The organism is Nanhaiella sioensis, assembly GCF_046557775.1.
Classification (GTDB): Bacteria; Bacillota; Bacilli; order Bacillales; family SM2101; genus Nanhaiella; species Nanhaiella sioensis.
In genome coordinates, this window is the sequence record NZ_JBKAEG010000001.1 from 3154568 (window position 1) to 3167020 (window position 12453).

11 protein-coding genes and 2 other annotated features are annotated in these 12453 nt (G+C 34.1%); all 11 genes read left to right on the forward strand.

Annotation, left to right across the window (positions count from 1 at the left end):
* Positions 1–413: 413 nt before the first annotated feature.
* The 11 genes from ytaF to rpmI all read left to right on the forward strand — a co-directional run bounded on the left by ytaF (position 414) and on the right by rpmI (position 12304).
* On the forward strand, positions 414–1049 hold the full coding sequence (gene ytaF / locus V1503_RS14615) for a sporulation membrane protein YtaF (protein WP_320256698.1): 636 nt from the start codon (positions 414–416) through the stop codon (positions 1047–1049).
* Between the two features lie 72 nt (positions 1050–1121).
* On the forward strand, positions 1122–1736 hold the full coding sequence (gene coaE / locus V1503_RS14620; protein WP_410627863.1) for a dephospho-CoA kinase: 615 nt from the start codon (positions 1122–1124) through the stop codon (positions 1734–1736).
* Positions 1737–2072: 336 nt separating this feature from the next.
* Positions 2073–3104 (forward strand): glyceraldehyde-3-phosphate dehydrogenase, encoded by a 1032-nt coding sequence (locus V1503_RS14625; protein ID WP_410627865.1) that lies wholly within the window; start codon positions 2073–2075, stop codon positions 3102–3104.
* A gap of 875 nt (positions 3105–3979) precedes the next feature.
* The gene (speD, locus tag V1503_RS14630; protein WP_214481590.1) at positions 3980–4363 is read left to right on the forward strand and encodes an adenosylmethionine decarboxylase; all 384 of its coding nucleotides are present in this window, start codon (positions 3980–3982) and stop codon (positions 4361–4363) included.
* Between the two features lie 345 nt (positions 4364–4708).
* Positions 4709–5167, forward strand: a complete 459-nt coding sequence (gene nrdR, locus V1503_RS14635) for a transcriptional regulator NrdR (protein WP_410629442.1) — start codon at positions 4709–4711, stop codon at positions 5165–5167.
* Positions 5168–5256: 89 nt separating this feature from the next.
* Entirely contained in the window at positions 5257–6669 is a 1413-nt protein-coding gene (locus V1503_RS14640; RefSeq protein ID WP_214481589.1) for a replication initiation and membrane attachment family protein, read from the forward strand.
* Positions 6670–6686: 17 nt separating this feature from the next.
* Positions 6687–7631, forward strand: coding sequence for a primosomal protein DnaI (gene dnaI, locus V1503_RS14645; RefSeq protein WP_320256702.1), 945 nt, complete (start codon positions 6687–6689; stop codon positions 7629–7631).
* Positions 7632–7991: 360 nt separating this feature from the next.
* Positions 7992–8840, forward strand: coding sequence for a putative sporulation protein YtxC (ytxC, locus tag V1503_RS14650; RefSeq protein WP_410627868.1), 849 nt, complete (start codon positions 7992–7994; stop codon positions 8838–8840).
* 88 nt (positions 8841–8928) lie between these two features.
* Positions 8929–9173: a binding site (T-box leader), on the forward strand.
* Positions 9174–9267: 94 nt separating this feature from the next.
* Positions 9268–11199: a threonine--tRNA ligase gene (thrS, locus tag V1503_RS14655; RefSeq protein WP_410627870.1), complete on the forward strand. Its 1932-nt coding sequence runs from the start codon at positions 9268–9270 to the stop codon at positions 11197–11199.
* Positions 11200–11332: 133 nt separating this feature from the next.
* Positions 11333–11461 (forward strand) — a sequence feature (ribosomal protein L20 leader region).
* A 117-nt stretch (positions 11462–11578) separates the two neighbouring features.
* A complete protein-coding gene (gene infC, locus V1503_RS14660) occupies positions 11579–12082 on the forward strand; it encodes a translation initiation factor IF-3 (RefSeq protein WP_214481693.1) in 504 nt (167 codons plus the stop codon).
* Positions 12083–12103: 21 nt separating this feature from the next.
* Positions 12104–12304: a 50S ribosomal protein L35 gene (gene rpmI / locus V1503_RS14665; protein ID WP_214481585.1), complete on the forward strand. Its 201-nt coding sequence runs from the start codon at positions 12104–12106 to the stop codon at positions 12302–12304.
* Positions 12305–12453: the final 149 nt, after the last annotated feature.

Below are 12453 nucleotides of genomic sequence, written 5' to 3' on the forward strand. Positions count from 1 at the left end.
AACGCTCTTTTCGGAAGTATTTTGTTATTTTTACTAAAAATGGACATCATGATGAGTTTGAGAACTCAGTAATTTTACCAATAGAAAAGATGCCACGAAATCTTACCAAATACGTGTTTATTTTTTGTGGGACAAGCAACAAGCGATGCGAAAAAACAGCTATAAAAGGCTCTTTTCGTAAGTATTTTGTTATTTTTACTAAAAATGGACATCATGTGAGTTTTATGAGAACTCAGTAATTTTATCAATAGAAAAGATGCCACGAAATCTTACCAAATACGTGTTTATTTTTTGTGCGACAAGCAACAATCGTTGCGATAAAACCGCCTGTAAAAAAACATAGAGCTTCTTTTTGAACTTTGGATGGGCTTCTTCCATATACTACTGTAGCTAAATCGGAAGGAGCTCATGCAATGGTTCAATATATGTCGCTCATAATTTTAGCTTTTGCAGTTAGTTTAGATAGTTTTACTGTTGGCTTCACTTATGGCTTGCGAAAAATGAGTTTGCCAATAAAGTCAATTATTATCATTGCATTCTGTTCAGCAATTACTTTAAGTGTAGCAATGTTTTTTGGAAATATGATTTCAATGATACTATCTCCAAGCATTGCAGAAAAAATTGGTGCGGTAGTACTTGTATGTATAGGTGCTTGGGTATTATTCCAGTTTTTTCGTCCTGCGAAAAATATGTTAGATGAGGATGAAGAAAAAATTTTATTTAATTTGGAAATTAGATCGTTAGGCGTAGTTATTAATATTCTTAGAAAGCCGATGGCGGCCGATCTAGACAAATCGGGAACAATTACTGGTATTGAAGCATTCCTACTTGGAGCAGCCCTTTCGTTAGATGCGTTTGGTGCAGGCCTTGGAGCAGCCCTTTTAGGTTATTCCCCGATGTTAATGGCTGCTTCAGTTGCATTGATGAGCATGCTTTTTTTATCATTAGGGTTAAAAAGTGGTATTTTATTTTCAGGACTAACATGGGTAAAAAAGTTCTCTTTTTTACCAGGAGTTATTTTAATTGTCTTAGGAATATGGAAGTTATAACGTTAAAACAAAGAGGAATGGGGTTACTACCCATTCCGAATATAATTACTTGCAGAAAATGGGGGATCGGTAATGACGCTTATCATAGGGCTAACAGGAGGAATAGCAAGCGGTAAAAGCACAGTAGCAAAAATGCTTGAAAAGCTTGGATTTCCTATAGTTGATGCAGATATAATTGCGAGAGAGGTAGTCACAGCTGGTGAGTCTGCATATAAAAAAATAATTGCAACATTTGGTGAGAAGGTTACACAACCTAATGGAGAGTTAGATAGAGAGAAACTAGGTAATATTATCTTTCATGATGAAGAAAAAAGGCAACAATTGAACAGTATCGTGCATCCAGCAGTACGTAAAAAGATGTTTGAACGAATGGATGAATACATGAAGCAAGGTTTACAAGTGGTTATTTTAGACATACCGCTATTGTTTGAAAGTAAATTAACTGATATGGTCGACAAAACGCTACTTGTATATGTAGACCCAGATGTTCAATTACATAGACTAATGCAAAGAAATAACTACCTTAAGCATGAAGCCGAAGCTCGAATTAATTCGCAAATGCCTCTAAAGGATAAAATCTCTTTAGCTAGTGCGGTGTTAAATAATAATGGTTCTATATTAAATACTGAGGAACAACTCCACAAACTCCTCCAAAACTGGAGTATACAAATATTGCCGAATCAGTAAGCTCATTAATCTTAGGTTGATTTAGGCTTTTCCTACATGGGATATGCGCTGGTTTTCAATGCGGTGAGTAGAATATTTCTCCTTATTCACTCAGCGTTTACTTAACTAAAGTATACATAAAACTACTTCTAGTTCATGACCAACATAGTTTACGAAAAGAACATAAGCTTAGAGAACATTCCCCCACTTCTTATCGATAGATATAGAGGTAGGGGTCTTTTTGTATGTTGGAAAAAAATATGTGTATTTTAATTATCACAATTCTAGATAATTATGTTATACTAATTACACGAATGTAATGAAAAGTATAACATTATTTTCGAGGGGAGTAATATTATGAATACAAGAATTGCGATTAATGGTTTTGGAAGAATTGGAAGAATGGTATTTCGTCAAGCGATGACAAGCAGAGAATTAGAAATAGTTGCAATAAATGCTAGCTACCCAGCTGAAACATTGGCACATTTAATTAAGTATGATACGAATCATGGCAAATTTGATGGTGAAGTGGTTGCAGAAAATGATTGCCTCATCGTAAATGGAAACAGAATAAAGTTGTTAAGTACACGTGACCCAAAAGAATTACCTTGGGGAAGTCTTAATATAGATATTGTTATTGAAGCTACTGGTCAATTTAATGACCGAGCTAAAGCTAGCTTACACTTAGATGCAGGGGCAAAAAAAGTAATATTAACAGCACCTGGAAAAAATGAAGATATTACAGTCGTAATGGGAGTAAATGAGAGTAAATTTAATACAGAAGAGCACGATATTATTTCAAATGCTTCATGTACAACAAATTGCTTGGCACCAGTTGCCAAAATAATTGATGAACAATTTGGAATAGAAAGTGGTCTAATGACAACAGTACATGCATATACGAATGACCAAAAAAATATTGACAATCCTCATAAAGATCTACGTCGTGCGCGTGCGTGTGCGCAATCAATTATTCCTACAAGTACAGGTGCTGCGAAAGCGTTATCACTTGTTCTACCGCAGTTAAAAGGAAAATTACACGGTATGGCGCTACGTGTCCCAACTTCAAACGTATCACTAGTGGATTTAGTCGTGGATGTAAAGAGAGATGTAACAATTGATGAAATAAATGATGCATTTATCATTGCATCTAATACTTATTTAAAAGGGATTATTGATTTTACAACAGAGCCGTTAGTATCAGTTGATTTTAATACAAATCCCCATTCTTCGATCATTGATGGTTTATCAACAATGGTTTTAAATAATCGTAAAATAAAAATTCTTGCTTGGTATGATAATGAGTGGGGCTATTCATGTCGAGTTGTAGATTTAGTTAAATATGTAGCATGTGAAATGATGAAAAAAACAGAAATGAAGGTTGGGTAAAAAAGCATAAGGATATGGTTTATATAGCTAAAGAGTATGTTTATTTAAATATACTCTTTTTTCTTTGGTTGTCATCGTATAGATAGTTATTTTTGAGCTACGGATTCTACTAGGGTTCGTGTCATCGTTACTTCAATTTAACGATGACAATCGTATATAACCACTACTAGCTGTTCAATTGGATACAAATAACAACATTTACGATTATAGTGTTAATAAGTCATGAATTGTTGTTCGTATATTAAGAAATAACACACCCTACTAAAAAATGGGATAAAATCACATTGCAGACGTAATTTAGTTACAATCGCAATAAACTTTTTACTATATAGTTTTAATGGATATGGACATATTATTTATTATCATGAGATGTAAATAATCTTTTTGAGTGAGCAATGTTATTTCTCAGAAAAGAAAATGTTTCTTTCGATGAGGCAATGTTAATGGAAGTTGCAGTAAAATACCCATTCCAAGATCAAGAGCTCGTCTTCTACTTGCCGTTGACATCAGCAAGAAGACATCAGACAGACATTCTGCAGTGCAGTTAATCATAAGACTTTGGAGGAATTGACGTGCAACTTTTGTTATTTCCACAAGTTTTATCGGATATTTGTTATAAAAAAGGAAAATGTAAATAGTATCACCACAAATCAATACTGCCCTTAACTTACGCGAATAAAAATAGAAAAGGTTGTTGCAAAAATCACACAAACAAAGTATACTATTTTTCGTGAACTTCTTGATGAATAGATACTGTAGCTACTTAAAGGGTTAGGACCTCTTTGGACTAACTTTCCCCCGTGGTAGTTATGAAAAATATCTGTTAGAAGAAATTCATGTCTGAATAATATTTATCGCTTAAGGGGGACTAGCATATGGAAACAATGGGTAGACACGTTATTTCTGAGCTGTGGGGTTGTAATTTTGAGAAGTTAAATGATATCAATGAAATTGAAAAGATTTTTGTTGATGCAGCATTAAAGTCAGGTGCTGAAGTTAGAGAAGTTGCTTTCCATAAATTTGCTCCTCACGGAGTAAGTGGTGTCGTAATTATTTCTGAATCTCATTTAACAATACACAGCTTTCCCGAGCATGGTTATGCTAGCATAGACGTTTATACATGTGGTGATCGTATTGACCCTAATGTTGCTGCTCAACATATTGCAGAAGCTTTAGGTGCTGAATCACGTGAGAATATTGAATTACCTCGTGGAATGGGTCCAGTGCAAGTGCAAAAATCAAAATTAAAAGTTCTATAACAATCATATAAATGTTCGAACAAAAAAGGGGTATATCAATATACCTCTTTATTTTTATGCTTGTACTTAGTTTCGTCTTTTTATATCATTAGAGTATAGAGAATAAGAAACTTAAGGAAAGCTATGTTCTCTTCTATTAAGGCTCTTTGCGTAAATTTTGTTGCTTTTTTACTTACATTAGAAAAACTGATATGTATTATATGCTTCTTATAGTCTTTAGAAAAGATGTACCAAAACCTAGTAGTTGTATACGTTAGTACGAAAACAGCTTATTACGACAAGTAACAATTAATGCGAAAGAAGCCTATATTAAAAACTCAGCAAGAAAAGAACGGAGCTGATTGTATGAAATGCCCTTCTTGTCAACATAATGGAACTAGGGTATTAGATTCTCGGCCTGTAGATGAAGGACGCGCTATAAGAAGAAGACGTGAATGTGAAGTGTGTCAATATCGGGTTACAACGTTTGAAAAAGTGGAAGAACTACCACTTATCGTTGTTAAAAAAGAAGGAACAAGAGAAGAGTTCAGTCGCGAAAAGATTCTACGTGGCCTTATTAAAGCTTGTGAGAAAAGGCCTGTTTCCTTAACTCAATTAGAAGATATCATTAACTTCATTGAGAAGGACTTAAGAAGCCAAGGTTATTCCGAAGTAGGTAGCGAGATGATAGGTGAGATGGTCATGGAAAAGTTGTCCAAAATTGATGAAGTATCATACGTTCGTTTTGCTTCTGTTTACAGACAATTTAAAGATATCAACGTTTTTATAGAAGAATTAAAAGAACTAATTAAAAAAGAAATTTAGATAGGAGCTTAAGAATATTCTTCAAGCTCTTTTTTTAATATATTGAACATAGGAATAGTTAGAATATCTATGAAAGGTTAGGTTATATAGTGGAACATCATTGGAAAGAATTAATTCCTGTAGATCGATATTATGTGAGTTGTAAAACAATTTTACAAGAGTTTGATCGAAAAATAATAACGTTGCTCTATCAACCATTAATTGAAAATGGTGCTTTTAGTTTATTTATGACTCTATGGGCTGAACTTGAAGAAAATAGATTGTGGAGTGAAGAATCTACACACCATAGTTTAATGGGGCTTATGCAGTGTAATTTACATGAAATTTTTAGACAAAGGCTTAAGCTTGAGGGAATTGGACTATTAAAAACATATGAAAAAAAAGAAAATGATGTTCGTCATTTTATTTATGAGCTGCAACCTCCATTATCTCCTGATCAATTTTTTAATGACGGAGTATTAAATGTTTTTTTGTATAATAGAGTTGGGAAAAATAAATATGCAAAGCTAAAACGTTTCTTCTCAGACAAACAAATCGACAGCATTCAATATACACCTATAACAAAATCGTTTAATGAGATTTTTAAATCTATTCACCCTTCCGAAATGGTATCTAACGCTAACGATGAGATCATTGAACAGTTAATACCTCAAGAAGGAAATAACTATATCAATAATGCTGCAAAAAATGAACCAACTTATTTGCAAGAAGCATTTAACTTTAATTTATTTTTCGCTGGCTTATCCGAAAGTATGGTACCAAAAAAGGCGATTACTGATAAAGTAAAAGACATGATAACAAAGCTATCGTTTTTATATGAAATAGACCCAATAGAAATGCAAAAAATTACGATGAGTTCGTTAACTATGGATGATAAAATTGATATAGAAAAACTTCGCAAAGAAGCACGAGACTGGTATAAATTTGAGAATGGTGATCGGCTACCTTCTATTGTCGAGCAAGTACAACCGATCACACAAAGGACAATGAATGATCAACAAGTAGAAACGAAGGAAGACCAACTGATAAAACAACTTGAATTAATATCACCAAAGAAGGTTTTAATGGATCTTGCGGATGGTTCTGTACCATCAGCTGCTGACCTTCAAATTATTGAAGATGTGATGGTTAATCAGAAATTATTACCAGGAGTTGTGAACGTCTTAATATATTATGTGTTGCTTCGTACTGATATGAAGCTCACAAGAGGCTACGTTGAAAAGATAGCTAGTCATTGGTCGAGAAAAAATATTAAAACCGTGAAACAAGCGATGGAGCTTGCTAAACAAGAGCATCGGCAATATCAAACCTGGGCGAATACAAATAATAAAAAACGTTCTGCCTCAACAAAAAAACCAGTTCGTAAAGAATTGTTACCTGATTGGTTTGTTGAAGAGAAACAGGATCAGGTAAGTGAAGAAAAAGTGGAAGAAGTAGATTTTGAAAAGGAAAGGCAAAAGCTTCAGGAGCGAATTAATAAATATAAAGGAAACTCAAAATAGGAAAAGAGGGGAGCAGAGTGGAGCGAATTAACGAAACGATGTCTAAATTGTTCCAAAATGATAAGTTTCAACTACGTCTAAATCAGATGAAAACTGAAATACTCCAAAATCCTGATATCCAACAATTTTTAAATCAACATCATGATAGAGTCACAGGAGATATGATTGACCGTAGCTTAAATAAATTATATGAATATATTAGCCAGTCGAAAAATTGTCAGAAATGTATATCTTTCGATCGGTGTTCAAATATGATCAAAGGGTACGAGCCAACTTTAATTATTAGTGGAAATTCAATTGATATACAATATGATAAATGTAATAAAAAACTAAAATACGATGAGCAAAAAAAGCAACAAGATCTTATACAGTCCATTAATATTCCAAGTGAAATACTTCTAGCTACTATTGATCAAGTTGCTTTAGATGATAAAAGTAGACTAAAAGCTGTTCATTTAATACAAGACTTTATAGAAAAGTATGATAAAGACAAGAACGGAGGGAGAGGTTTATTCTTTCATGGCCCGTTTGGAGTAGGTAAGACATATCTTTTAGGGGCCATTGCAAATGAATTAGCAAGCAAAAACGTCGCTACAATGCTAATATATCTCCCAGAATTTTTACGTGAACTGAAAGGTTCATTTCAGGATCAATCGTTAAATCATAAAATTGAAGTGGTAAAAAAGGTGTCGGTACTTATGCTTGATGATATTGGAGCTGAATCAATGACAAGCTGGACACGTGATGAGATTTTAGGGCCCATTTTACAGTATCGAATGCTTGAGAACTTACCAACATTCTTTACATCCAATTTTAGTTATGATCAACTTCAGCATCATCTATCTTATTCTCAACGGGGCGAAGAAGAAAAGCTGAAAGCAGCGAGGATTATGGAGCGAATAAAATATTTAACGATTCCTGTTGAAATTACTGGGAAAAATAGAAGATACGACAAGAATTGAACTGATACGGCTATCCTTACTATGGATACGCCGTTTTTAGTTGGTTGTATAGTTTTGCGTTTTACCACAAAGCTTCCTCTCCACCTTCTTAGTATGAAAAACCACCAGTTGTCGAGATGTATATATACGTTTTACTATTGCACTGTTATAGGGAATCTTTAAAAGTGAATTTCGTCTCTAATGGTCTTTACAAGCTTACAGCAGCAAAACGGTGTTATATGTGACTAAAGGGTTTGTAGATAAAAAGGACAAGTAATAATGGGTAAACGGCCTTTCTTATAAACAGCGAAAATGAAACTTCTAAAATAATCATATCCCCCATATATATATAAACAGGTGTTGGCAAAAGGGGGGACAAACTTGATTGAAATTTATTTTCAAAATAAATTAGATGCAAGTGAAGTGTGTGAGAGGTTAAAAAGTGGAGCTGACCATTCAGTTCTAATTACATATGATTTTGCCCATTTAGTTAAAATCGGCCCTGACAAAGATATGAAAAAGATTATAGATATGCTTGTTATCCCTGTGCTTCTAAACTACATAATTGATAAAAAGGAGGATGAGTGGTTACAATCATTTATTGTAAATTCATTTTATTTTAAGAATACGGACGAGCAAAGACAAATAATCGAGATAGCACATACAATATTTAATGGGGAGAGGAATGATCTCCCGGCTATGAAATGTGCCCGATCTAGAATAACACTTATTAAACAATCATTAGAAGATTTTTTGCACGAATCTATATCGTTTTCATTCGATTCATTTATCCGTTTTCGCTTAAAGAAATATTTTGAACAATTATTGGAATACACTGAACTAGCTATAGATGAGTATAAGCTTGAGCAGGAATATCAAAATTTTATTCAAACATTACGTGACTTACTACATGTACGACAAGCGGTTTATTCTAAGATCCATCTGTTACATGACAATGGACATTTATTCCATTTTTTTAATGATCGATATGTACAATTGCAAAGGGAAGATTTGACGAAACAAATAGATCGGAAAATGATGATTTCACAATCTATTTACATAGATTCATCTGTCATTGCACCTCTTGTATCGCTAGCACCACAATCTGTAATGATTTATAGTGATGAAATTGATCATAGTTTAATACAAACCATCCACAACATCTTTCAAGAACGTGTAAAGATCTATCCAAAGCAAGATTTCCAGCAATTAAGTCACTACAATAGATAATGGACTGAAAAATAATTGTATAATAGGCTTGATTTTCGACACTAATAAAAATATAATTACCTACATAAATAATTTTTGAACAACTTCTTTAAAGGTTATGATGAGGACATGGGTATCATTTTTACGGTTTATAGAGAGGGAAGACTCGGCTGAAATCTTCCTAACACGAAAAATATACTTACCACCTCTAAACTTCAGTAGTGAACGATTGTTTCAATTTATTAATTACTGGCGGGATATCCGTTATCTATGTCTTGAGCTTACTATATCTATCTTTGCATGCAGATAAGTAAGAAACAAGGGTGGAACCACGAGACCAAACTCGTCCCTTTTTTAGGGATGAGTTTTTTTGTTTTTCGATGTTTTCCACAACGGATTGTTATTTTTGAGGTAGTTACATTAAATGATGAAAAAAGGAGTGAGTAGGATGTCAGAAATGATTAACATGACATTTCCAGATGGAGCTATTAAGGAGTATGAGAAAGGAATCACGACAGAAGATATTGCGGCATCCATAAGTCCGGGGTTAAAGAAAAAGGCAATTGCAGGAAAATTAAATGGTGAGCTTATTGATCTTCGATCACCAATTTTACAAGATGGTACTATTTCAATCATTACACAAAGTGAGGATGAGGCGTTAGAAATTTTACGTCATAGTACAGCTCACTTATTGGCACAGGCAATCAAACGTGTTTATAAAAATGTGAAGCTTGGTGTAGGTCCAGTAATTGAAAATGGATTTTATTACGATATTGATATGGAAGAATCTATTCGTCCAGACGACTTACAAAAAATTGAAAAAGAAATGAAGAAAATTGTTAATGAAAATATTGAAATTGTACGTCACGAAGTGAGTCGTGAAGAAGCAATAAAGCGTTTTGAAGAAATAGATGATAATCTAAAGCTTGAGTTAATAAATGATATTCCAGCAGGTGAGACTGTATCAATTTATGAGCAAGGCGAATTTTTTGACCTTTGCAGAGGAGTTCATGTACCCTTTACGAGCAAAATTAAAGAATTTAAGCTACTAAGCATCGCTGGAGCATACTGGCGTGGTGATAGTAAAAATAAGATGCTTCAACGTATTTATGGAACAGCTTTCTTTAAAAAAGAAGAGTTGAAGGAACATTTACGCTTTCTAGAAGAGGCAAAAGAACGCGACCATCGAAAAATAGGAAAAGAACTAAACTTATTTTCTAATTCAATAACAGTTGGGCAAGGCTTACCGTTATGGCTACCAAAAGGTGCTACTATTCGAAGAGTCATTGAGCGTTATATCGTTGATAAAGAAGAAAAGCTAGGATATCAACACGTATATACTCCAGTATTAGGAAGTGTAGATTTATACAAGACTTCTGGACACTGGGATCATTATCAAGAAGACATGTTTCCAAAGATGGAAATGGATAATGAAGAATTAGTATTAAGACCGATGAATTGCCCACATCATATGATGATTTATAAAAATGAAATCCATAGCTATCGAAAACTACCAATTCGAATTGCTGAGCTTGGTACGATGCATCGTTACGAAATGTCAGGTGCTTTATCCGGCTTACAACGTGTACGGGGTATGACATTAAATGACGCTCATATTTTTACTAGGCCTGATCAAATCAAAGATGAATTTATTCGTGTTGTCCGACTTATTCAAGAAGTATATAAAGACTTCGGTATTAATGACTATTCCTTCCGTTTGTCTTATCGGGATCCTGAAGATAAAGAAAAATATTTTGACGATGATGTGATGTGGGAAAAAGCACAAAGTATGCTAAAAGAAGCGATGGATGATCTCCAATTAGAATATTATGAAGCAGATGGAGAAGCGGCTTTTTATGGACCAAAGCTTGATGTTCAAGTTAGAACTGCATTAGGTAAAGATGAAACTTTATCAACTGTACAACTTGACTTTTTATTACCTGAACGTTTTGATCTCACATACGTTGGTGAGGATGGGAAACAGCATCGCCCAGTTGTTATTCACCGTGGGGTTGTATCTACAATGGAAAGGTTCGTAGCCTTTTTAATTGAGGAGTACAAGGGAGCCTTCCCTACATGGTTAGCTCCTGTACAAGTTGAGGTCATTCCAGTCTCTCCTGATGTTCACCTAGCGTATGCTAAAGAGGTACAGGAACAGCTTCAAGCTCAAGGGTTTCGAGTTGAATTAGATGAACGTGATGAAAAAATTGGATATAAAATTCGTGAGCATCAAATGCAAAAAGTTCCTTATATGCTTGTTGTTGGTGATAATGAAATTAGTGAAAAAGCAGTGAATGTGCGAAAATATGGAGAGCAGAAATCTGAGACAGTTCCATTTGTTGAATTCTTAGAAGGATTAACAAAAGAAGTTAATCGTTAAGTACTAATATTTTCATGTTGCATATTAAAATGGAATTTGATAGAATAATAAACGTTGCTTGTTAATATTCTTTTTCTTGACACAATAAATTGTTAATGATAAAATAGCTAAGGTGATAAAAGAATACTTGTTTGTTAAAAAGAAGAAGCACCCGCTTCTCACCTGTTTGACGCATGTTTGCAGTTGCCAGGTATACGATATGTGTCTTTACTAATAAATCGTAAAGTGTGGGTGCCTTGTGTACTCACACTTTTTTGCATGATTGGTCATAATTATCCATGATTACAGTGGAACAATACTTATCAATTGTTGTAGAGTACACAATAGTTCAAATAATGTGTTTAAAAAACCTTGGAGGTGGCTACTTATTAGCAAGGATATGTTCGTCAATGAGAGCATACGTGCTCGCGAAGTTCGTTTAATTGGTAAAGATGGTGATCAGCTTGGAATTAAATCTAAGCATGAAGCATTAGAAATTGCAGCCAGAGCGAATCTTGATTTAGTTTTAGTTGCTCCAAACGCGAAACCGCCAGTTTGTCGTATTATGGACTATGGAAAATTCCGTTTTGAACAACAGAAAAAAGATAAAGAAGCACGCAAGAATCAAAAAGTTATTAGTCTGAAAGAAGTTCGCTTAAGTCCAACTATTGAAGAGCATGACTTTAACACAAAACTTCGTAACGCTCGTAAGTTCCTTGAAAAAGGAGACAAAGTTAAGGCGTCAATTCGTTTTAAAGGGCGAGCAATTACGCATAAAGAAATTGGTCAACGTGTATTAGATCGCTTTTCAGAAGCTTGTAATGATATAAGTGTAGTTGAATCAAAGCCCAAAATGGAAGGGCGTAGCATGTTTTTAATATTAGCACCAAATAATGAAAAGTAATGAAATGAGGAGGAACACCTTATGCCTAAAATGAAAACTCATCGTGGCGCTGCAAAGCGTTTTAAGAAAACTGGATCAGGGAAACTGAAGCGTTCACACGCTTATACTAGCCATTTATTTGCTAACAAATCTACAAAGCAAAAACGTAAACTACGTAAAGGTACATTAGTAAGCTCAGGCGATTACAAACGTATTCGTCACTTGCTTGATAACTTAAAATAATTCGTTTTATATACAGGGAGTTCAAATTAGTGGAGAAGAACAAGCCGATGATTAGTGTATAGCATTCACGAAGAGTGAAAGTAAGCTAACACACTTATCTAAAGCTTAATTCTCCTGATATTTTGATCATCTTATCGATTTTAGGAGGA

Bases quoted from the DNA above. Each gene is read 5' to 3' on its own strand.
- ytaF (WP_320256698.1), top strand. From the start codon at position 414: ATGGTTCAATATATGTCGCTCATAATTTTAGCTTTTGCAGTTAGTTTA.
- coaE (WP_410627863.1), top strand. From the start codon at position 1,122: ATGACGCTTATCATAGGGCTAACAGGAGGAATAGCAAGCGGTAAAAGC.
- V1503_RS14625 (WP_410627865.1), top strand. From the start codon at position 2,073: ATGAATACAAGAATTGCGATTAATGGTTTTGGAAGAATTGGAAGAATG.
- speD (WP_214481590.1), top strand. From the start codon at position 3,980: ATGGAAACAATGGGTAGACACGTTATTTCTGAGCTGTGGGGTTGTAAT.
- nrdR (WP_410629442.1), top strand. From the start codon at position 4,709: ATGAAATGCCCTTCTTGTCAACATAATGGAACTAGGGTATTAGATTCT.
- thrS (WP_410627870.1), top strand. From the start codon at position 9,268: ATGTCAGAAATGATTAACATGACATTTCCAGATGGAGCTATTAAGGAG.
- infC (WP_214481693.1), top strand. From the start codon at position 11,579: ATGTTCGTCAATGAGAGCATACGTGCTCGCGAAGTTCGTTTAATTGGT.
- rpmI (WP_214481585.1), top strand. From the start codon at position 12,104: ATGCCTAAAATGAAAACTCATCGTGGCGCTGCAAAGCGTTTTAAGAAA.